This window comes from Sphaerotilus hippei (assembly GCF_003201595.1).
Lineage (GTDB): Bacteria > Pseudomonadota > Gammaproteobacteria > Burkholderiales > Burkholderiaceae_C > Sphaerotilus > Sphaerotilus hippei.
Window position 1 is genome coordinate 25,687 of sequence record NZ_QJJS01000004.1, and the last position, 19,466, is coordinate 45,152.

A 19,466-nucleotide genomic window follows, 5' to 3' on the forward strand; every position below is an offset into this window, starting at 1 on the left:
GGGTGGATTTCCGCTGGCCGCGGATCGGGGAACCCTGCTGGAACCTGTCATCCAACTTACATGCAGCAACAGCCATGACTTTTACCGGCCATTTCAGAAGGCACGGTTTCGGTGCATAAGCAATGATTGCCTCAGGGTTATTTCGCCATCCCGGCGTTCATTTCCACACGATTTCCACCCCCTGCAGGAGCCCGATCCGATGTCCGCCACTCTTCAGCCCGGCCCGGTGTCACGCCCATCGGCGACACCTCATCGACGCCGGGGCGGATTCTTCACCCACCACGGGCTCTGGGCGCCGGGCGTGCGGCTGTTCCGCCAGCTGGACTTCACCGCCAAGGCGCTGATCATCTCGCTGACCTTCTTCGTGCCGATGCTCGCGCTGCTGGGCTGGCAGCTGCACGAGCAGTCCGCAGCCACCATGCAGCAGCGGCTGGACGCGACGCGCCAGCATGTCGAGGTGGTGCACGGGGTGATCGGCTGGGCCCACCGCCAGGAGACCGAGGCCGGGCTGTCGCGCGAGCAGGCCCAGGCGCTGGCCCGACGGGTCGTCTCCGGGCTGCGCTACGACCGTTCGGAGTATTTCTGGATCAACGACATGCAGCACCGCATGGTGATGCACCCGACCCAGCCGGCGCTGGACGGCCAGCAGCTGGGCGACCGCAAGGATCCCAACGGCGTGCCGCTGTTCCAGGCCTTCGTGTCGACCGTGCGCGACCACGGCCAGGGTTTTGTGCACTACCAGTGGCCCAAGCCCGGCCTGGACCGTCCGGTCGACAAGGTGTCCTACGTCAAGGGCTTCGAGCCCTGGGGCTGGGTCGTCGGCTCGGGGGTCTACGTCGACGACGTGCAGGCGGCCGTGCAGCGTCAGCTGACCCGCAGCGGCGTCATCCTGCTGCTGTCCGTGCTGGTGTCGGTCTACTTCTTCCTCAGCTTCTACCGCGTGATGAACGGCGGCCTGAAGGAGACGCGCCGCCACCTGATGGCGATGACCGCGGGCGACCTGACCACCTCCCCCGCTCCCTGGGGCCGGGACGAGCCGGCCCAGCTGATGCACGACCTGTGTCGCATGCAGGAGGCGCTGCGGCAGATGGTCGCCCGGATGCGGCTGTCCAGCGACGCGATCATGCGCTCCAGCGGCAGCATCGCCACCGGCATGGGCGACCTGTCGGCCCGCAGCGAGCAGGCCGCCGCCAACCTGGAGCAGTCGGCCACCTCGATGGAGCAGATGTCGGCCACGCTGCGCAGCTCCTCGGCCCACACGCAGGAAGCCGCCGAGGTGGCCCGCGACAACGCACGCATCGCCACGCAGGGCGGCCAGGTGATGGGCGAGGTCGTGGCCACGATGGAGGCCATCCAGGCCTCGTCGACCCGCATCGGCGAGATCATCGGCTCCATCGACGGCATCGCCTTCCAGACCAACATCCTGGCGCTGAACGCGGCCGTCGAGGCCGCCCGCGCCGGCGAGCAGGGCCGCGGCTTCGCGGTGGTGGCCAGCGAGGTGCGCACGCTGGCCCAGCGCAGCGCCCAGGCCGCGCGCGAGATCAAGACCCTGATCGGCAGCAGCGTCGACCAGGTCGAGGCCGGCACCGCCGTCGTGCGCAGGGCCGGCGCGACGATCGACGACATCGTCACCGCCTCGCAGCGCGTGCACGGCCTGCTGGACACCATCGCCACGGGCTCGCGCGAGCAGAGCGCGGGCATCGGCCAGATCGGCCAGGCGGTGCAGGAGCTGGACCGGGCCACGCAGCAGAACGCGGCGCTGGTCCAGCAGACCGCCACCGAATCGGCGTCGATGAACGATCAGGCACGCCACCTGGCCGACGAGGTGGCGCGCTTCAGGCTGCCGCAGCCGGCGCCACGGACCGTCGGCTGACGGCCGCGCGCCGCCCGGCTCAGGCCGCGCCGGCGGCCCGCGCAGGGGCCGGGGCCTCCACCGGCAGTAGCCGCTCCTGGCGCAGGGCGAACAGCCCCATCGCCAGGCAGGCGATCGCCCCGGGGGCCGCGAACGCCATGAAGTTGCCCTGCAGCGGCATCTCCATGGCCATCAGTGCCCCACCCATGATCGGCCCGATGATCGCCCCGTTGCGGCCGATGCCCGAGGCCCAGCCCAGGCCGGTCGATCGCATCGCCATGCTGTAGAACTGCGCCCCGCAGGCATACAGCAGGATCTGCGAGCCGATCGTCGTGGCCCCGGCCACGGCGATCAGGCCGTGGAGCACCACGCTCGGGCTGTTGAAGCCCAGCAGGCTGATCGACAGCGCCGCCACGGCGAAGAACGCGGCCAGGACCCGGGGCAGGTTGAGCCGATCCCCCAGCCAGCCGCCGCCCACGGCACCGAAGATGGCGCCGAAATTGAGCACCAGCAGGAAGCCCAGGCTCGAGCCCAGTCCGTAGCCGGCCTTGCTCATCAGCTTGGGCAGCCAGGAGTTCAGTGCATAGACCATCAGCAGGCAGCAGAAGAAGGCGACCCACAGCATCAGCGTCTGGAAGGCCCGGCCGTCGCGGAACAGGTCGAGCAGTGGCGTGCCCCTGGACTGGATCGCCGGCATGCTCAGGCTCTGGTCGGCCCCCGCCTTGAAGCCCGGCTCGATGCGCTCGAGGATGGCACGGGCCTCGTCGTCGCGGCCCTGCCGGATCATGAAGCCGACCGATTCGGGCAGGAACTTCATGATGACCGGCAGCAGCAGCAGCGGGATGCCGGCGACGAAGAACACCGACTGCCAGCCCAGCGTGGGCAGCATCACGATGCCCAGGCCGGCCGACAGCATGCCGCCCACCGAGTAGCCGCTAAACATGATGGCCACCAGCGTGCTGCGGATCTTCCTGGGGGCGTATTCGCTCATCAGCGCGACCACGTTGGGCATGACCCCGCCGATGCCGAGTCCGGCCAGGAAGCGGCACAGGCCGAACTCGGTCGGGTTGCGGGCGAAGCCGTTGAGCACGGTGAAGCCGCTGAACAGGATCACGCACATCGTGATCGCCTTCTTGCGGCCGATCCGGTCCGACAGCGGGCCGAAGACCATCGCCCCGGCCATCATGCCGAACAGCGCGTAACTGCCCAGCGCCCCGGCCTGCAGCGGCGAGAGCGCCCACTCCTTCATCAGCACCGGCAGCACGACCCCGTAGATCACCAGGTCGTAGCCGTCGAAGACGATGATGAGGGCGCACCAGAACAGCACCGTCCAGTGAAAGCGGTTGAACCGGGCGTGATCGATCAGCCTGGATACGTCGATTGATTGCATCTTGTCTCCACCTCTTCAGGGTCGGGTTGTGTGGGTGTGGGTCGGCGGGCGCCCGGGTCTCAGCCCAGGTCGCCGCCACCGACGGGCAGCGTCACGCCGGTGATGTAGGACGCCTCGTCGGAGGCCAGGAACAGGATGGCGCCGACCTGCTCGTCGATCGTGCCGTAGCGCTTCATCAGGCTGGAGCAGACCGTCTGGTCGACGATCTGCTGATACCAGGCCTTCTCCTGCTCGCTGGGCAGCGCCGTGTTGCGCGGGATGCGCCGCGGGGGCGCCTCGGTGCCGCCCGGGGCGGTCGCGTTCACGCGCACGCCACGCTCGGCCGTCTCCAGCGCCAGGCAGGCGGTCAGCGCGTTCACGCCTCCCTTGGCCGCGCCGTAGGGCACGCGGTTGACACCACGCGTGGCGATGGACGAGACGTTGACGATCGCGCCCCGGCCCTGCTCGAGCATGGGCGGCAGGGCCGCATGGCAGCACCACAGCGTGGGGAACAGCGAGCGCCGCACCTCCGCCTCGATCTCGTCCTCCTGGTAATGCTCGAAGGGCTTGGCCCAGATCGTGCCGCCGACGTTGTTCACCAGGATGTCGATCCGGCCCAAGCGCTGCACCGCCTCGGCCATCACGCGCCGGCAGTCCGCGTGGCGCTCGAGGTCGGCGGTCAGCGTCAGCAGGCGTTCGCCCGGCCCGGCGGCGTCGCGCAACTCGTGCACCAGTTCGGAGCGGTCCACCGCCACCACCCGGGCGCCTTCGGCGAGCAGCCGCTCGGCCACCCGCCGCCCGATGCCCTGGGCCGATCCGGTGACCACCGCCACCCGGTCTTGAAAACGTGGAGTCATGTCGAAGATCCCATGGTCAGGAGCAAGGAAGGTCAGGCGCTGGCCGTGAACTTCTCGTGGTGGAAGCTCGCCGGCTGCAGCCCGCGGTCACGGATGAAGCGGCTGACGGCCTCGACCATCGGCGGCGGTCCGCAGAGGTAGATGTCGACGTCACCGTCGTGCAGGTGTGCCAGCTCGATGTGCTCGGTGACATAACCCTTGCGGGGGTGGGTGCTGTCCGCGCTGGCCACGCAGGTGCTGAACGTGAAGTCCGGCAGGTGCGCCGCGAAGGCCTCGAGCTGCTCCAGCCCGACCAGGTCGACGTCGTGCGTCACGCCGTAGATCAGGTGCACCGGCTGCCCGCCGCCCTGCTCGACCAGCCGGTCGAGCATCGCCAGGAAAGGCGCCAGGCCCGTGCCCCCGGCGAGCATCAGCAGCGGGCGCCGCAGCTCGCGCAGGTAGAAGCTGCCGAGCGGGCCGGCCAGCGAGAGGCGGTCGCCCGGACGGGCGGCGCCGGTCAGGAAACCGCTCATCAGGCCGCCGGGCACGTTGCGGATCAGGAACGAGACCACGCCGTCGCGGGGCATCGAGCTGAAGGAATAGGCGCGGGTCTGCTCGCTGCCCGGCACGCCGAGGTTGACGTACTGGCCGGGCAGGAAGGCGAGCTGCTTCAGCGCCTCGCCCTCGAGGGACAGGGCGATCGTGCTGGGCGAGAGCTGGCGCACCTCGCGCAGCGTCGCCTGGAAGCTGGCCGGACGGGTCCGGCAGGCCAGCGAGGAGGCCGGCACGCGGATCACGCCGTCGCTGGTGGCGCGCATCTGGCAGGTCAGCACGTGGCCCTGCCGGGCCTCTTCTTCGCTCAGCGCGTCGTCGATGTACTCGCCCAGGGTGTAGGTGCCCGACTCGACCTGGCACTTGCAGGTGCCGCAGGCGCCGTCGCGGCAGTCCAGCGGCACGTTGATGCCTTGCCGGTAGGCCGCGTCGGCCACCGTCTCGGTGGGCCGGGCCTCGATGAAACGGGTCACGCCGTCTTCGAATCGCAGGGCGATGTGGTGGCTCATGGTGTTCCTTTCCGCCGGGCGGGGCCCGGACGGCACGGCGCTCAGACGTGGTAGATGTCGAGCACGTGGTGGATGTAGTCGTTCTTCAGCACGATCTGCTTGCGCTGGATGAACAGCTGTCCGTCGACCACCTTCAGCACGCAGTGGGTGCAGCCGAAGTGGCTGTCGGTCGTCTGGTAGCGGTGGCTGAGCGTGTGCCAGTTGAAGCGCACCCGGACCTCGTCGCCCTGCTGCGCGACGATCTCCACGTTCGACAGGTTGTGGCTGGTGCGCGTGTCGGGCGTGGTCGCCGCCGAGCGCTCCGTCTTGATGCGGAAGACCCGGTCCTCCAGGCCGCCCCGGTTGGGGTAGTAGATCAGCGAGATCTCGCGCTGCGGATCGACGGTGAGCCGGTCGTCGTCGTCCCACGCCGGCATCCAGAATTCGGCATCGGCGGTGTAGCAGCCGAGCCATTCATCCCACTGCCGGTCATCGAGCAGCCGGGCCTCGCGGTACAGGAAGGCCTGCACCTGGTCGATGGTCATCATGGTCATGCCCGTCCTCACGCCTTCTCGGCCTCGCGCTCGATGGCGAGCTGCATCGCCTCGAGCCAGTAGCGGTGCTGCTCGGTGTAGAGGCCCTCGTCCTCGGTCCGGACCCCGCTGAGCCGGGGATGCAGGTCGATCTCCCGGGCCGCGGCATCGGCCCCTTCCACCCAGTGCGTGGCCCCGCGGCACATGTCGTTCCACGGCAGTGCGGTGGCGGCATAACCCTGCTGGCAGGCGCGGAACTCCTCCAGGTCGTCGGGCGTGGCCATGCCGGTGGCGTTGAAAAAATCCTCGTACTGGCGGATGCGGCGCGCACGCGCCTGGTCCGACTCGCCCCGGGGCGCGATGCAGTAGATGGTGACCTCGGTCTTGTCCACCGCGAGCGGGCGCAGCACCCGGATCTGCGAGCCGAACTGGTCCATCAGGTAGACGTTCGGGTAGAGGCAGAGGTTGCGCGAGTGGTTGATCATCCAGTCGGCGCGGGCCTGGCCGAAGCGCCCGACCAGCTCGTCACGGATCTGGTAGGCCGGCCGGTCCTCGGGATTGGCCCAGCGGGTCCACAGCAGCATGTGGCCGTGGTCGAAGGAGTAGAAGCCGCCGCCCTGCTTGGCCCAGCTGCCGGCGTCCATCGCCTTGACGTTGTCACCGGCGGCGGCCTGCTTGCGGTGGTGGGTGGTCGCGGCGTAGTTCCAGTGCACCGAGCTGACGTGGTAGCCGTCGGCACCGTTCTCGGCCTGCAGCTTCCAGTTGGCGTCGAAGGTGTAGGTGGACGAGCCGCGCAGCACCTCCAGGCCGTCGGGCGACTGGTCCACGATCATGTCGATGATCTTGGTCGATTCGCCCAGGAACTCGGTCAGCGGCGGCACGTCGGCGTTCAGGCTGCCGAACAGGAAGCCCCGGTAGCTCTCGAAGCGAGCCACCTTCTTCAGGTCGTGGCAGCCGTCCTTGTTGAAGCTCTCCGGGTAACCGGCCTCGCTGGCGTCCTTGACCTTCAGCAGCTTGCCGCTGTTGTTGAAGGTCCAGCCGTGAAAGGTGCAGGTGAAGTTGGCCTTGTTGCCCTTCTTGTGGCGGCACAGGGTCGCCCCGCGGTGCGAACAGGCGTTGATGATCGCGTTCAGCTCGCCGTGGCGGTTGCGGGTGATGACGATCGGCTGCCGACCCATGGTGGTGGTCAGGTAGTCGTTGGGCTCGGGGATCTGGCTCTCGTGGGCCAGGTAGATCCAGTTGCCCTCGAAGATGTGCTTCATCTCCAGCTCGAACAGGGCCTCGTCGGTGAACGCGGCGCGGTTGAGGCGATAGATGTGCTGGTCCTTGTCCTCGACCAGCATGCCGGCCAGGCGTTGCCGGACGCCTTCCAGGGCTGCAGTGTGGCTCATGCGTGTCTCCGCTGTGGGGTGGCAGGCCCGCTCATCAGGCCGCGGCGCGGGGGCGGTCGAAGTCGGTGGCCGGCGCGTGGGCCTGGTCGGCGTGCAGGGTGAAGTCGAACTCGATCTCGTGGAAGGGGCGATCGACTTCCAGTGCCCGCATCGCGGCCGGATCGGCGTTGAGCCGGATCGGCGGCACCAGGCCGTCCCGGGTGCCGAAGGCGAAGTCGTCCCACAGGTGCGGATCGCTCTCGATGTTGATCTGCGTCGTCAGCTTGCGGCAGCCGGTCGCGCAGACGAAGAAGTGGATGTGCGCCGGGCGGTGGCCGTGGCGGCCGAGCTGCGTCAGCAGGCGATCGGTCGCGCCGCCCGGGGGCACGCTGTAGCCCAGCGGCATGATGCTGCGGAAGCGGTAGCGGCCTTCGGCGTCGGTGATCAGGGTGCGGCGCAGGTTGAAGTCGCTCTGGGTCTTGTCGAAATGGGAGTAGTTGCCCAGGTGGTTGGCATGCCAGACCTCGACCTTCGCGCCAGCCAGCGGGAGACCCTGGTCGTCGCGGACCACCCCGTGCATCACCACGACCTCGCCCGGCTGGGTGCCGTCGTCCAGGCGCGCGCTGCCACGGACCTCGGGGGCGCCGGCCACGTACAGCGGACCCTCGATGGTGCGCGGCGTGCCGCCGGCCAGGCCGGCGCGGGCTTCGGCCTCGTCCATGCGCAGGTCCATGAAATGCTCCAGGCCGATGCCCGGCACGATCAGGCCCAGCTCGCCCGAACGACCGGCTTCGGCCAGGTAGTTCAGCCCGGCCCAGAATTCCTCGGGCTGGATGTCGAGGTCTTCCATCGTGCACATGAAGTCGCGCAGCAGGCGGTTGACGATGGTCTTGATGCGGGGATTGCCCGGTCCGGTGACGCCGGTGCCCTCGAAACGGGCGATCAGGGCGTCGATGCTGTTCTTGTCCATGGGATGTCTCCTGCAAGGGTGGATGAAAGGGGAAGGGAGCTCAGCGGTCGTCGTCGTGGATGGACGAGGGATGGCGGCACAGCGGCGTGACGCCGATCTTCATGAAGGGAAACAGGGGCAGGCTGGTCAGCAGCCGGTGCAGCTCGTCGATGCTCTCGACGTCGAAGACGCTGACGTTGGCGTAGCGCCCGGCGATGCGCCAGAGGTGGCGCCACTGGCCGCTGCGCTGCAGTGCCTGGGCGAGCTCACGCTCGGCCTGCTTGAGCGCATCGGCCTGGCTGGCCGGCATGTCGACGGGCAGGCGGACTTCCATCTCGACGTGGAAAAGCATGGTCTTCTTTCAGGGAGAGGCGGGGGACCGACGGGGCGGGTAGGGTCGGATCAGCGCGCGCGCTGCAGATGCATCAGCCGGTCCTCGTCGATCTCGAGGCCCAGGCCGGGACTGCGGGGGAGCACCAGGCTGAAGTCGCTGTAGTGCAGCGGTTCACGCAGGATCTCCTGGGTCAGCAGCAGCGGGCCGAACAGCTCGGTGCCCCAGGCCAGTTCGTGGAAGGTGCTGAACAGCTGGGCCGACGCCATCGTGCCGACCGCCCCTTCGAGCATCGTGCCGCCGTAGAGCTCGATGTTGGCGGCCTGGGCGATGGCGGCCACCTGGGCGGCGCCGCGCAGGCCGCCGGACTGGTTGATCTTGACGGCGAAGATGTCGGCCGCCTGCTGGCTGGCCACCAGGAAGGCGTCACGCGGTCCGTGCAGCGACTCGTCGGCCATGACGGGGATGATGTTGGCGTCGGTCAGGCGCTTCAGGCCGATCCGGTCGTGCGCGACGATGGGCTGCTCGACCATGTCGACGCCCGCGTCGGCCAGCATCGCCATGCCGGTCAGGGCCTGGGTCACCGACCAGGCCTGGTTGGCGTCGATGCGCACGCTGGCCCGGTCGCCCAGGGCCCGCTTGATCGCCGCCACGTGGGCCACGTCGTCGCGCACGGTGCGCAGGCCGATCTTGAGCTTGAAGATGTCATGGCGGCGCAGGTCGAGCATGCGCTCGGCCTCGGCGATGTCGCGCGCGGTGTCGCCGCTGGCCAGCGTCCAGGCCACCGGGATGCGGTCCCGCACGCGGCCACCGAACAGCTCGCTCAGCGGCACGCCCAGGCGCCGGGCCTGCGCGTCGTAGAGGGCCGTCTCGATCGCGCACCTGGCGAATCGGTTGCCCTGGATGCGCTCCTGCACCTGACTCATCAGGTGAGCCACCCGGGAAGGGTCCTGTCCCACCAGCATCGGCGCGATGTAGGTGTCGATGTTGACCTTGATGCTCTCGGGGCTCTCCTCGCCGTAGGCGAGGCCGCCGATGGTCGTGCCTTCCCCCCAGCCGGTGATGTCGTCGGTGCAGCGGATGCGGACCAGCACCAGGGTCTGGTGGTTCATGGTGGCCACCGACAGGCGGTGCGGTCGGATGGTGGGCACATCCACCAGCAGGGTGTCCACCGTCTGGATCTTCACTTGGGAGGTCATTTCGCTGCGCCGTCTGATGAGGAAGTGCAGTCATCTTAGGAAGGCGGCTTGTGTTGTGTCCAAGACGCTTTTAGACTGGTTTGATACATAAAAGGTATCGAATGGAACTGCGACATCTGAGGTATTTCGTGACCGTCGCCGACGAGCAGAACTTCACCCGCGCGGCCGAGCGGCTGCACATCTCGCAGCCACCGCTGAGCCGCCAGATCCAGGATCTGGAGGAGGAGCTCGGCCTGCAGCTGTTCGAACGCGGCTCGCGCCCGCTGAAGCTGACCGAGGCGGGCCGCTTCTTCCACACCCACGCCACGCGCCTGCTGGAACAGGCGACGGAAGCCATCCACACCACGCGTCGCGTGGCGCAGATGGAGCGGCGCATGGTGATCGGCTTCGTGTCGTCGACGATGTACGGCGCCCTGCCCCGGCTGGTCCGCCTGTTCCGGGCCGCCCGGCCGAACACGGAACTGGCGCTGCTGGAGATGTCGACCGTCGAGCAGATGGAGGCCCTGAAGGCCGGACGCATCGACGTGGGTTTCGGGCGACTGCGGCTGGATGACCCGGCGGTGAAACGCGAGGTGCTGCGCGAGGAAGCGCTGGTCGTGGCGATACCTTGTGAGTATGAAATCGCAAACGACACCGGTCCCATGAGTCTGTCAGAGGTCGCCCGTCACCCCAACCTTGTTTACCCTAGGAAACCCCGTCCGAGCTACGCCGACCAGGTGCTGTCGATCTTCCGGGACAAGGGGCTGGAGCCGGTGGCGGTGCACGAGGTGCAGGAACTGCAGACCGCCCTCGGGCTGGTCGCCTCGGGCATGGGGCTGTGCCTGGTGCCCGCCAGCGTGCATCGCCTGCGGCCGGACGAGGTGGTCTACCGGGCGGTGCTGGAGCCGCAGGCCGTCTCGCCGATCATCATGAGCACGCGGGTGCACGACGACTCGACGGACATCGTGCTGCTGCGGCAGCTGATCGACGACATCTACCGGGAGCAGGCGCAGGCCCGCAGCCGCGGCAGCACGGCCCCGGGCGGCGACCGCGCGGAAAGCCTCTCCTGACACCTCACGGACGGCAGCCGCCGCAGCCTATGTCGAGGCGTCGTCGAGCTCGTAGTGGGTGCTGCGGCCGCCCGCGCCGGATTTCCGCAGGACGCCGCGGGCCAGCAGATCGGTGAGGTCGCGCAGGGCCGTGTCCGGCGAACACTTGGCGATCGCGGCCCACTTGCTGCTGGTGAGCTTGCCCTCGAAACCGTCGAGCAGGCGGTTGAGCAGCTTCACCTGGCGCTCGTTCAGCGGTGCCGAACCGGGTGCCGTCCAGCGATGCCAGCACCGCGTCTTGAGCAGCACGGCGTCGAGCGTGTGCTGTGCCTGGTCGACGGCGCGGTGCAGGGTGGCGAGGAACCAGGCGAGCCACTCGGTGACGTCCAGCGACTGCTTCTGGGTGTGCTCGAGGAGGTCGTAGTAGGCCTTGCGCTCGCGCTGGATCTGCGCCGACAGGCTGTAGAAGCGCTGGGGGCGACCCTCCGCACGGGCCAGGAACAGGTCGCCCACGGCACGCGCGATGCGGCCGTTGCCATCATCGAAGGGGTGCAAGGTGACGAACCACAGGTGCGCCAGCCCGGCCTTGATCAGTGGCGGCTCGTTCGACGCACTGTTGGCCCAGGCCAGGAAACGGTCGGTTTCAACCGCGAGTCGGTCGGCCGGCGGCGCCTCGAAATGCACGCGCTGGCGCCCCAGCGGCCCGGAAACCACCTGCATCGGCCCGTTGGCGTCGTCGCGCCAGCCACCCACCTGGATCCGGGTGAGGCCCGAATGGCCCGTGGGGAACAGGGCGGCATGCCAGCCGAACAAGCGCTCCCGGGTCACCGGGGCGTGGCACCGGGCGGTGGCGTCGAGCACCATCTCGACCACACCCTCGACGTGGCGGTCCACCGGCGCCAGCGCACCGATGTCGACGCCCAGCCGGCGCGCGATGGAGGACCGCACGGACGCGACGTCGAGCTGCTCACCCTCGATCTCGCTGGTCTTGATGACATCCGCGGTCAACGCCGTCAGGCTCGCCTGGTCGCGCAGGGCCATGCCGACGTCGGCCAGTCGCCCCATCAACAGCCCCTGGGCACGGCTGACTTCGGCCAGGGGCTGCGCCAAGGCAGCGAGGTCGAATTGCCAGGCAGGCCAGTCGCCGTCCTGCCAGATGTAGAGGTCATCACCACGGCTCATGCGGAGATTGTGACGCACATTCACCGCATTGAATGCGGCGAACAGGGCCTGCATTCACCGCATGGGGCGCCGGTGCGAGACGCCCTGCCGCTCAGTCCGGCAAGCCCTGCAGCCAGTCCTCCACCGCCTGACGGAAGGCCAGGGGCTGCTCCAGCACGCTCAGGTGCGAGGCCTGGGGCAGGATCACCAGGCGGGCCTGCGGGATGGCCCTGGCGATGACACGGGCCATGTCGGGCGGGGTGCCCAGGTCCAGCTCGCCGGCGATGACCAGCGTGGGCACGTCGATGCGCGGCAGGCGGGCCGTGGTGTCCACGCCGGCCACGGCATGGCAGCTGGCGAGGTAGCCGGCCGTGTCGCAGCTCAGCACCCGGTCGCGCCAGCGGGCCACCGTGGCGGCCTGAGCGGCCCGGAAACCGTCGTGGAACCAGCGCAGCATCGCGCCGTCGACGATGGCGGCCAGTCCGCCCTGCTCGATGGCCGCGATGCGCTGCGCCCAGCCGGTGCGCGCCTCGGCGGCATAGGCCGACGTGGTGTTGGCCAGCACCAGGGCCCGGACCTGGCCCGGACGGGACAGGGCCAGCTCCTGGCCGACCATGCCCCCCATCGACAGGCCGATCCAGGTGACGGGCCCGAGCTGCAGCTCGTCGATCAGGCGGGAGGCATCGTCGGCCAGCGCGGCCATCGTGTACGGCCCGGCAGGCACCTCGCTGCCGCCGTGGCCACGCTGGTCGTAGACGACGACGCGGCTGTCGGCCGACAGGTGCGTGGCCAGCTCGTCCCACATCGTCAGGTCGCAGCCCAGCGCGTGGGCGAGCACGAAGGTGCGCCGTGGCGCCCGGCCATGGCGAGGTTCCAGCACATGGTGGCGCAGGCGGGGATGACCGGCCGTCAGCGGAAATGGGTTCATGCGTGGCTCCTCAGACACGTTCGATGATCAGGGCGATGCCCTGACCCACGCCGATGCACATGGTGCACAGGGCGTACCGGCCCCCCGTGCGGTGCAGCTGGTTGATCGCCGTGGTGACCAGCCGGGCGCCGCTGGCGCCCAGCGGATGGCCCAGCGCGATCGCCCCGCCGTTCGGATTGACCCGGGCGTCGTCATCGCGCAGGCCCAGCTGGCGCAGCACGGCCAGGCCCTGGGCGGCAAACGCCTCGTTGAGCTCGATGACATCCATCTGCTCGAGGCTCAGGCCGGTCTGCTGCAGCAGCTTGAGCGTGGCCGGCGCCGGGCCGATGCCCATGATGCGCGGCGCCACGCCCGCCGTGGCCATGCCGACCACCCGGGCCCGGGGCGTCAGCCCGTGGCGGGCCGCGGCCGCCTCGCTGGCGAGGATCAGCGCGCACGCCCCGTCATTGACCCCCGACGCGTTGCCGGCGGTCACCGTGCCGTCCGGGCGGACCACGCCCTTGAGGCGCGCCAGCGCCTCCAGCGTGGTGGCGCGGGGATGCTCGTCCCGGGTGACGACAACGGGCTCGCCCTTCTTCTGTGGCAGCGTCACCGGGGTGATCTCGGCGTCGAAGAAGCCGGCTTCCTGGGCCGCCAGGGTCTTGCGCTGGCTCGCCAGCGCCATCAGGTCCTGGTCCTCGCGGCTGATGCCGAAGTCGGTGGCGACGTTCTCGGCCGTCTCCGGCATCGCGTCGACGCCGTACTGCGCCTGCATCAGCGGGTTGACGAAGCGCCAGCCGATGGTGGTGTCCTGGATGGCGCTGGCGCGGCTGAAGGCCGCCTCGGCCTTGGGCAGCACGAACGGGGCGCGGCTCATGCTCTCGACGCCACCGGCCAGCATCAGCTCGGCCTCGCCGCTGCGGATGGCCCGGGCCGCGGTGCCCACGGCGTCCATGCCGGAGCCGCACAGGCGGTTGATGGTGGAGCCGGGCAGGCCGACGGGCAGGCCCGCCAGCAGCAGCGACATGCGGGCGACGTTGCGGTTGTCCTCGCCCGCCTGGTTGGCGCAGCCATAGAGCACGTCGCCGAAGGCCTCCCAGTCGAGCCGGGGGTGGCGCCGGGCCAGCGCCCTCAGCGGCACGGCGCCCAGGTCATCGGCGCGCACCGAGGACAGGCTGCCGCCGTAGCGGCCGAAGGGGGTGCGAAGGGCGTCGCAGATGTAGGCGTGTCGGGTCATGGTGGGTGCCGGGAACGGGGGGATCAGGACAGGTGGAGGGTGACGCCGGGGGTCAGCGCCCGGAGCGCCTCGAGGCTCAGGCCCGGCGCCAGGTCGATGACCCGGCCCGCGCCGTCGGCCAGGTCGATCACGGCCAGATCGGTGTAGAGCCGGCTGACGCAGCCGACCCCCGTGAGGGGATAGCTGCACGCCGGCACCAGCTTGGCCTGGCCGCCCTTGGTGAGGTAGTCCATCATCACGAAGGTCTTCTTCGCGCCGATGGCCAGGTCCATCGCGCCGCCGACGGCCGGGATGGCGTCGGCCGCCCCGGTGTGCCAGTTGGCCAGGTCACCGCCGGCCGAGACCTGGAAGGCGCCCAGCACGCACACGTCGAGGTGGCCGCCACGCATCATCGAGAAGCTGTCGGCGTGGTGGAAGAAGCAGCCGCCGGGCAGCAGGGTGACGGGCTGCTTGCCGGCGTTGATCAGGTCGAAGTCCTCGGCCCCGGCCTCGGGCGCCGGGCCCATGCCGATGACGCCGTTCTCGGAGTGCAGCACGATCTCCTTGTCCGACGAGAGGTGGTTGGCGACGGCGGTGGGCAGACCGATGCCCAGATTGACGACCGCGCCGTCGGGGATGTCGCGGGCGACACGGGCAGCGATCTGGTCACGGGTCCAGCGGACGACGGCCGGGGCGACGGACGGAGCAAGGGCTTGGGTCATGGCGTGGGGGAGTGGAAGGAGTGGGACTCAGGCCGCGTGCTTGAAGCCGCCCGCGGAGGTGGCCACGCGGTCGACACGGACCACGCGCTGCACGAACAGGCCCGGCGTGACGACGGCCTCGGGGTCGATCTGGCCGAGCTCGACCAGATCGTGCACGGTGGCGACGGTGGTCCTGGCGGCCATCGCCATGATCGGACCGAAGTTGCGGGCGGTCATGCGGTAGTTCAGGTTGCCCCAGCGGTCGCCCTGCTCCGCCTTGATCAGCGCGAAGTCGGCATGGAGCGGCAGCTCCAGCACCTGCATGCGGCCGTCGATCTCGCGGGTCTCCTTGCCCTCGGCCAGCGGGGTGCCGTAGCCGGTGGGCGTGAAGAAGCCGCCGATGCCAGCCCCGGCCGCCCGGATGCGCTCGGCCAGATTGCCCTGCGGCACCAGCTCGAGCTCGATCCGGCCGGCGCGGTAGAGCGCGTCGAAGTGATGGCTGTCGGCCTGCCGGGGGAAGGAGCAGATGATCTTGCGCACCCGGCCCGCGGCCAGCAGGGCCGCCAGCCCGGTGTCGCCGTTGCCGGCGTTGTTGTTGACGATGACCAGCTCCCTGGCGCCGGTCCCGATCAGGGCATCGATCAGTTCGTTGGGCTGGCCGGCGGTGCCGAAGCCGCCGATCATCACGGTCGCGCCGTCGCGCACGTCGGCCAGGGCGGCGGTGGCCGAGGCCACGATCTTGTTGATCATGAAAAGGTCTCCAGGGGTGGGCACGCCCTCGCTCGGGCGTCGGATGGCGCTTGACAATGTTCGTATGTAGAACAATAATTCTATATACGAACATCTTGGCGCCAGCCTAATGACGTCGACACCCGCTGTCAAGCCGGGTCGACGCGAGCACGGGCGCGCCTGACGGAGATCCATCCATGTCGATCAAGGCTTCCAGGACCCTCGGCCAGGCCGAGGACGGCGACGAGACGCGCCCCGGTGATGGTTATGTGCAGTCGTTCGCCCGCGGGCTGGAGGTGCTGCGCAGCTTCGGTGCGGCCGCACCGGCCCAGACCCTGTCGGAGACCGCCGAGCGGGTCGGCATGAGCCGGGCCGGCGCACGCCGCATCCTGCTGACGCTGCATGCGCTGGGCTACGTGGTGCAGGACGGCCGGCAGTTCCGCCTGACGCCCAAGGTCATGGAGCTGGGGTTCGCCTACCTCAGCGCCCAGCCGTGGTGGAGCCAGGCCCAGCCGCTGATGGAGGAGCTCACGCACCAGCTGGGCGAGTCGACCTCGGCGGCCGTGCTCGACGACGACGAGATCGTCTACCTGCTGCGCACGCCCGTGCACAAGATCATGTCGATCCACCTCGGGGTGGGCTCGCGCCTGCCGGCCTGGTGCACCTCGATGGGCCGGGTGCTGCTGGCCGATCTGCCGCAGGACGAGCGGACGCGCCGGGTGCTGGCCATGAGACTCGACGCCAGAACCCCCCGGACCGTCACCGACCCCGACAAGCTGCTGCAGACGCTGTCCAAGGTGCGCCAGCAGGGCTGGGCCCTGGTCAACGAGGAGCTGGAGCCCGGTCTGATGTCGCTGGCCGCCCCGATCCGCGACCGCTCGGGCCGGGTGGTCGCGGCCATCAACGTCAGCAGCCGTCCGCAGCGCCAGTCGGCCAGCGTGATGCAGAAGAACTTCCTGCCGCCGCTGATCGCGGTGGCCGAGCGCATCAGCGCGCTGATGCCCAACTGAGCGGCCGCCGCGCGGGCCTCAGGCGATCCAGGCCTCGAGCCACTCGATCAGCCCCAGCAGCGCCGGGGCGGCCAGCAGCCAGGTCAGCACGAAGACCAGTGCGACGAAGCCCGCCGTCTTCCAGCCGGAGCGCGGGGCGGATTCGTCCTGCGGACGATGGTTCGAGGGGAGGATCGACATGCGGGAGCGCGGCCTGGGCCGTCACGGCAGGAGAGGCGTCACCCGCGGCCCGGGGGCACGCCGATGACGGGGCGCTCGCATCATCGTCACCGGGCGACGGTGCGGCAGGCCGGTGCGGCCGGCCCCCTGCCGACGTTCGCCACTTTCGTGGAAAACTGCTCAACCCTTCGCCATCCGCCCGACCAGCTTCAGCAGCGTGGGCACACGGCGCTTGCCGTGCATCATGCGCAGCCGGGCCTTGGCCGCGCCGAGATCGATGCCGACGCAGGTGACGATCAGCGGCCGGCCCTCCTCTTCCCTGTGCACCTCGAACTGCGCCGGCATCTGCGGCATGGACGCCTTCGACGCGCCGATCACCGCGACGCTGCCGCCCAGGGCCTGATGCAGGTGATGCCCCAGTCCGGGCGTGCCCGTCGGGTCGAGGTGGACGCAGCCGTCGATCACGATCAGCTCGGGCTGCAGCGCGTGTTCGCGCAGCAGCTGCAGCAGGCACGGCAGGTCGCGCAGATCGGGCTGGCCGCGCACCGGCTTGACCTGCTCGACCTCGGCAATGCGGGTGGTCCAGGTCTGCGACGCTTCGTTCGCGTCCCAGGCATCAAAAGCCACGGCGGCGACCAGCGCCCCTGCACCATCGTGGTGGACGGCAACGGCCAGTTTCATCGAAATCCTTGTGCGGTCACGCCCGCGGGTCGGGCGCGGCCATTGTCCATCGCATTCCTGCGTGAGCGCCGCACCCGCCCGCGCAGGGCCAGGATGGGCGGGCCGGGCGGGCGCCGAAGGTGAACACGCCGCAGGCCCGGGTCACCCGCTCACGGCGGCGGGTGGCGCACGTCGAGCTGAACGCTCACCTGAGCCAGCGGCCGCTCATCGCGTGCGCTGCACAGCACGAGGCTCAGGCGGCGAGCCCCTCGCTCCGAGGGTTCATCGGCCAACAGGCTCAGGCGCAGCGGCTCGCCCACTTCCACATTGCCGGTGTAGACGCACTCGCGATGGCGCAGCAGCTCGTCACGCCCCCACCGCCCCCACTGCCACAAGGCCCGATCGGCCAGGGCGCTGAAGCTGGGGAAGTAGAGCAGGCCGGCGCCGTTGAAGTCATGGCGCGGGCACGGGGTGACCGTCCAGTGCGACAGGCCGGCCGGGCAGGCTGGATCACCGCGGGCATGACGGGCCAGCAGGTCCTGCCGCTGCGCCCTCAGGAGGGCACAACGGGCCGCCGCCTCGGCCAACGGTGCGTCACCCTCGCCACCCGGCATCTCGGCACGGCGCACCGAGGCGTTGCGGCCGGGCTCGTGGCGGCTGACGAACGCCGACACCATGTCCAGCACACCGAGCGTGTGCGTCCCGATGTGCAGGCGGTGCTGGCTCCAGGCCTGCGAGGCGCCGAGCCAGCGCAGGTCACTGTCGATCTGGAGCCGCTGGCCTTCCGTCGCCCGCTCCAGCTGCGCGTCCCGCAGCTCCAGGCCGCAGAAGGCGGCGTAGACGCGCCGGCCGCTGCGGTCCTGCCACTGCTCGGGCGGCACGCCCAGCGCCCGGCTGAGCGCCTGCCAGTGCAGTTCGCCGCAGGTCTTCTGCAGCCACGACTCGGACAGTCCGTCGGCGTTGAGCATCGGCATGCCCAGCACCTGCGTGGTGTGCTGCTGGCGGGGCGGGCACGCCGTGCGCGCCTCGGCCAGCCACGCCTGCGGCCGGGCCTCGTGACACCGGTTCAAGGGAGCCGGGACCAGGCTCATGGTGTCACGCCAGCGACGTTTCCGCCCGGCCCGCGCTGGCCGCGCTCACCGTCTCCGCCTGATGCGCACGGTGGTGCGCGATGCGCTCGGCCACGAACTGCGCGTCGCGGGCCACGCCCGAGAAGCGGCCCGAGCCCCAGGTGTGCAGCCATGGCAGGCCGATGAAGTACAGGCCGGGCACGCTGGTGACACCGCGCTCGTGCACGGGGTGGCCGCGGCCAGTGAACACGGGGGCATTGAGCCAGCGGAAGTCCGGTGCAAACCCGATGCACCAGATCACCGAGGTGATGCCCGCGTCGGCCAGCGACAGGGTTTCGCGCTCCTCTGCTGGCGCCCACAGCGCTTCATACACACCACCGGCCGGCGCCTCCAGCCCCTTCGCGGCAATGTGCTTGTCGATGGCGGCGTTGATGCCGTTGTAGATGCGGTCGGCCTGGTCCAGCGCCTCGCCGAGCTTCGGTGCAAAACGCAGCGTGTCGCCGTCCAGCGCCTCGAGCACGCCGTAGAGTTCCATGCCCTCGAGCGCGAAGCGGCGCAGGTCGATGTCGCGCCCGCCGTCGCGGCCGGTGACGTAGTGGTTGGTGTTGTCGCGCACGCCCTCGCGCAGCGGGTGCTGGCTCACGGGCATGTCGTAGTAGCCCATGTCGGCCAGCCAGTCCACCACGTCGCGCCCGCGGTAGAAGCGGGCGCAGCGCGGTGCATCACCCACGGCCAGCACCACCTGGCGCCCGGCCAGGTGCAGGTCTTCGGCAATCTGCGCGCCACTCTGGCCCGAGCCCACGACCAGCACCTTGCCCGGCGGCAGCTGATCGGCGTTGCGGTAGTCGGCCGAGTGGATCTGCTGGATGTGCGCGGGCAGGCGCTCGGCCAGGCGCGGCACGATGGGCGCGTGGTAACCGCCCGAGGCCACCACCACCTGCTCGGCCAGGCACTCACCCTCGTTGGTGCGCACCAGGAAGCCGCCGGCCACCGGCTGCACCAGCTCCACCGTCACGCCCTCGCGCAGCGGCGCGTTCACCGCGGCCTTGAAGCCGGCCAGGTACTGGTTGATCTGGTCCTTCTTCATGAACCCGTGCGGCTCGTCACCGGCATACGGATGGCCCGGCAAGGCGCATTGCCAGTTGGGCGTGACCAGGCAAAAGTTGTCCCAGCGCTGGGTGCGCCAGGCGTGCAGGGCCTGGTGTTTTTCCAGCACCTGGTGGTCGATGTTCAAGGCCTGCAGGCCGTGGCTGACGGACAAACCGGCCTGGCCGCCACCGACGATGACGACGCTGTGACGGGGCAATGGGGAGCTGGTGGTGGATGCGGACATGGCGGGTCTCCTG

20 protein-coding genes are annotated in these 19,466 nt (G+C 69.8%); 3 read left to right on the top strand and 17 right to left on the bottom strand.

What is annotated here, in order from left to right; translation table 11 throughout:
* Positions 1 to 199: 199 nt before the first annotated feature.
* Positions 200 to 1,873, top strand: a complete 1,674-nt coding sequence (locus C7444_RS05445; RefSeq protein ID WP_110399828.1) for a methyl-accepting chemotaxis protein — start codon at positions 200 to 202, stop codon at positions 1,871 to 1,873.
* A gap of 19 nt (positions 1,874 to 1,892) precedes the next feature.
* Here the strand turns inward: C7444_RS05445 and C7444_RS05450 are convergent, their stop codons facing one another.
* Genes C7444_RS05450 through C7444_RS05485 form a run of 8 tightly spaced genes read right to left on the bottom strand, consistent with a single transcriptional unit; the run spans position 1,893 to position 9,479 of the window.
* Positions 1,893 to 3,242, bottom strand: coding sequence for an MFS transporter (locus C7444_RS05450; protein ID WP_110399829.1), 1,350 nt, complete (start codon positions 3,240 to 3,242; stop codon positions 1,893 to 1,895).
* Between the two features lie 59 nt (positions 3,243 to 3,301).
* Positions 3,302 to 4,078, bottom strand: a complete 777-nt coding sequence (locus C7444_RS05455) for a 1,6-dihydroxycyclohexa-2,4-diene-1-carboxylate dehydrogenase (protein ID WP_110399830.1) — start codon at positions 4,076 to 4,078, stop codon at positions 3,302 to 3,304.
* Between the two features lie 32 nt (positions 4,079 to 4,110).
* Complete coding sequence (gene benC / locus C7444_RS05460) at positions 4,111 to 5,118, bottom strand: benzoate 1,2-dioxygenase electron transfer component BenC (RefSeq protein ID WP_110399831.1); 1,008 nt, start codon at positions 5,116 to 5,118, stop codon at positions 4,111 to 4,113.
* Between the two features lie 41 nt (positions 5,119 to 5,159).
* Positions 5,160 to 5,651 carry a benzoate 1,2-dioxygenase small subunit gene (gene benB / locus C7444_RS05465; protein WP_110399832.1) on the bottom strand — a complete coding sequence of 164 codons (492 nt, stop codon included), beginning with the start codon at positions 5,649 to 5,651 and terminating at the stop codon, positions 5,160 to 5,162.
* A gap of 8 nt (positions 5,652 to 5,659) precedes the next feature.
* Positions 5,660 to 7,021 (bottom strand): benzoate 1,2-dioxygenase large subunit, encoded by a 1,362-nt coding sequence (gene benA / locus C7444_RS05470; RefSeq protein WP_110399833.1) that lies wholly within the window; start codon positions 7,019 to 7,021, stop codon positions 5,660 to 5,662.
* Between the two features lie 34 nt (positions 7,022 to 7,055).
* Positions 7,056 to 7,970, bottom strand: coding sequence for a catechol 1,2-dioxygenase (gene catA / locus C7444_RS05475; RefSeq protein WP_110399834.1), 915 nt, complete (start codon positions 7,968 to 7,970; stop codon positions 7,056 to 7,058).
* 40 nt (positions 7,971 to 8,010) lie between these two features.
* Entirely contained in the window at positions 8,011 to 8,301 is a 291-nt protein-coding gene (gene catC, locus C7444_RS05480) for a muconolactone Delta-isomerase (RefSeq protein ID WP_110399835.1), read from the bottom strand.
* Positions 8,302 to 8,351: 50 nt separating this feature from the next.
* Positions 8,352 to 9,479 (bottom strand): muconate/chloromuconate family cycloisomerase, encoded by a 1,128-nt coding sequence (locus C7444_RS05485; protein WP_110399836.1) that lies wholly within the window; start codon positions 9,477 to 9,479, stop codon positions 8,352 to 8,354.
* Positions 9,480 to 9,580: 101 nt separating this feature from the next.
* Between C7444_RS05485 and C7444_RS05490 the strand changes: the two genes are divergently transcribed.
* Positions 9,581 to 10,528: a LysR family transcriptional regulator gene (locus tag C7444_RS05490; RefSeq protein WP_110399837.1), complete on the top strand. Its 948-nt coding sequence runs from the start codon at positions 9,581 to 9,583 to the stop codon at positions 10,526 to 10,528.
* Positions 10,529 to 10,555: 27 nt separating this feature from the next.
* Here C7444_RS05490 and C7444_RS05495 read toward each other — a convergent pair whose 3' ends face one another.
* The 5 genes from C7444_RS05495 to C7444_RS05515 form a co-directional block, all read right to left on the bottom strand.
* Complete coding sequence (locus C7444_RS05495; RefSeq protein WP_110400043.1) at positions 10,556 to 11,689, bottom strand: Fic family protein; 1,134 nt, start codon at positions 11,687 to 11,689, stop codon at positions 10,556 to 10,558.
* 91 nt (positions 11,690 to 11,780) lie between these two features.
* A complete protein-coding gene (pcaD, locus tag C7444_RS05500; RefSeq protein WP_110399838.1) occupies positions 11,781 to 12,596 on the bottom strand; it encodes a 3-oxoadipate enol-lactonase in 816 nt (271 codons plus the stop codon).
* Positions 12,597 to 12,606: 10 nt separating this feature from the next.
* A complete protein-coding gene (gene pcaF / locus C7444_RS05505) occupies positions 12,607 to 13,812 on the bottom strand; it encodes a 3-oxoadipyl-CoA thiolase (protein ID WP_110399839.1) in 1,206 nt (401 codons plus the stop codon).
* Between the two features lie 23 nt (positions 13,813 to 13,835).
* Positions 13,836 to 14,513 (bottom strand): 3-oxoacid CoA-transferase subunit B, encoded by a 678-nt coding sequence (locus C7444_RS05510; RefSeq protein ID WP_110399840.1) that lies wholly within the window; start codon positions 14,511 to 14,513, stop codon positions 13,836 to 13,838.
* 27 nt (positions 14,514 to 14,540) lie between these two features.
* Positions 14,541 to 15,242 (bottom strand): 3-oxoacid CoA-transferase subunit A, encoded by a 702-nt coding sequence (locus tag C7444_RS05515; protein ID WP_110399841.1) that lies wholly within the window; start codon positions 15,240 to 15,242, stop codon positions 14,541 to 14,543.
* A 176-nt stretch (positions 15,243 to 15,418) separates the two neighbouring features.
* Here C7444_RS05515 and C7444_RS05520 point away from each other — a divergent pair, with 176 nt between their 5' ends.
* Complete coding sequence (locus C7444_RS05520) at positions 15,419 to 16,231, top strand: IclR family transcriptional regulator domain-containing protein (RefSeq protein ID WP_110399842.1); 813 nt, start codon at positions 15,419 to 15,421, stop codon at positions 16,229 to 16,231.
* Between the two features lie 18 nt (positions 16,232 to 16,249).
* On the opposite strand, the gene C7444_RS20190 is transcribed toward C7444_RS05520, so the two are convergent.
* From C7444_RS20190 to C7444_RS05535, 4 genes are all read right to left on the bottom strand, one after another.
* A complete protein-coding gene (locus C7444_RS20190) occupies positions 16,250 to 16,411 on the bottom strand; it encodes a hypothetical protein (protein ID WP_170130642.1) in 162 nt (53 codons plus the stop codon).
* 159 nt (positions 16,412 to 16,570) lie between these two features.
* Positions 16,571 to 17,071, bottom strand: coding sequence for an endonuclease V (locus C7444_RS05525; RefSeq protein WP_110399843.1), 501 nt, complete (start codon positions 17,069 to 17,071; stop codon positions 16,571 to 16,573).
* A gap of 149 nt (positions 17,072 to 17,220) precedes the next feature.
* Positions 17,221 to 18,141 (bottom strand): Pnap_2097 family protein, encoded by a 921-nt coding sequence (locus C7444_RS05530; protein WP_110399844.1) that lies wholly within the window; start codon positions 18,139 to 18,141, stop codon positions 17,221 to 17,223.
* Positions 18,142 to 18,145: 4 nt separating this feature from the next.
* Positions 18,146 to 19,453 (bottom strand): MSMEG_0569 family flavin-dependent oxidoreductase, encoded by a 1,308-nt coding sequence (locus C7444_RS05535; RefSeq protein WP_110399845.1) that lies wholly within the window; start codon positions 19,451 to 19,453, stop codon positions 18,146 to 18,148.
* Between the last annotated feature and the right edge of the window lie 13 nt (positions 19,454 to 19,466).

What these genes read in the sequence shown, in the direction of transcription:
- C7444_RS05510 (WP_110399840.1), bottom strand. Translation starts at nt 14,513, where the DNA reads ATGACCCAAGCCCTTGCTCCGTCCGTCGCCCCGGCCGTCGTCCGCTGG.
- C7444_RS05495 (WP_110400043.1), bottom strand. Translation starts at nt 11,689, where the DNA reads ATGAGCCGTGGTGATGACCTCTACATCTGGCAGGACGGCGACTGGCCT.
- C7444_RS05445 (WP_110399828.1), top strand. Translation starts at nt 200, where the DNA reads ATGTCCGCCACTCTTCAGCCCGGCCCGGTGTCACGCCCATCGGCGACA.
- C7444_RS05530 (WP_110399844.1), bottom strand. Translation starts at nt 18,141, where the DNA reads ATGAGCCTGGTCCCGGCTCCCTTGAACCGGTGTCACGAGGCCCGGCCG.
- C7444_RS05450 (WP_110399829.1), bottom strand. Translation starts at nt 3,242, where the DNA reads ATGCAATCAATCGACGTATCCAGGCTGATCGATCACGCCCGGTTCAAC.
- catC (WP_110399835.1), bottom strand. Translation starts at nt 8,301, where the DNA reads ATGCTTTTCCACGTCGAGATGGAAGTCCGCCTGCCCGTCGACATGCCG.
- C7444_RS05520 (WP_110399842.1), top strand. Translation starts at nt 15,419, where the DNA reads ATGTCGATCAAGGCTTCCAGGACCCTCGGCCAGGCCGAGGACGGCGAC.
- pcaF (WP_110399839.1), bottom strand. Translation starts at nt 13,812, where the DNA reads ATGACCCGACACGCCTACATCTGCGACGCCCTTCGCACCCCCTTCGGC.
- catA (WP_110399834.1), bottom strand. Translation starts at nt 7,970, where the DNA reads ATGGACAAGAACAGCATCGACGCCCTGATCGCCCGTTTCGAGGGCACC.
- benB (WP_110399832.1), bottom strand. Translation starts at nt 5,651, where the DNA reads ATGACCATGATGACCATCGACCAGGTGCAGGCCTTCCTGTACCGCGAG.
- C7444_RS20190 (WP_170130642.1), bottom strand. Translation starts at nt 16,411, where the DNA reads ATGTCGATCCTCCCCTCGAACCATCGTCCGCAGGACGAATCCGCCCCG.
- C7444_RS05535 (WP_110399845.1), bottom strand. Translation starts at nt 19,453, where the DNA reads ATGTCCGCATCCACCACCAGCTCCCCATTGCCCCGTCACAGCGTCGTC.
- C7444_RS05515 (WP_110399841.1), bottom strand. Translation starts at nt 15,242, where the DNA reads ATGATCAACAAGATCGTGGCCTCGGCCACCGCCGCCCTGGCCGACGTG.
- pcaD (WP_110399838.1), bottom strand. Translation starts at nt 12,596, where the DNA reads ATGAACCCATTTCCGCTGACGGCCGGTCATCCCCGCCTGCGCCACCAT.
- benC (WP_110399831.1), bottom strand. Translation starts at nt 5,118, where the DNA reads ATGAGCCACCACATCGCCCTGCGATTCGAAGACGGCGTGACCCGTTTC.
- C7444_RS05455 (WP_110399830.1), bottom strand. Translation starts at nt 4,078, where the DNA reads ATGACTCCACGTTTTCAAGACCGGGTGGCGGTGGTCACCGGATCGGCC.
- C7444_RS05525 (WP_110399843.1), bottom strand. Translation starts at nt 17,071, where the DNA reads ATGAAACTGGCCGTTGCCGTCCACCACGATGGTGCAGGGGCGCTGGTC.
- C7444_RS05490 (WP_110399837.1), top strand. Translation starts at nt 9,581, where the DNA reads ATGGAACTGCGACATCTGAGGTATTTCGTGACCGTCGCCGACGAGCAG.
- C7444_RS05485 (WP_110399836.1), bottom strand. Translation starts at nt 9,479, where the DNA reads ATGACCTCCCAAGTGAAGATCCAGACGGTGGACACCCTGCTGGTGGAT.
- benA (WP_110399833.1), bottom strand. Translation starts at nt 7,021, where the DNA reads ATGAGCCACACTGCAGCCCTGGAAGGCGTCCGGCAACGCCTGGCCGGC.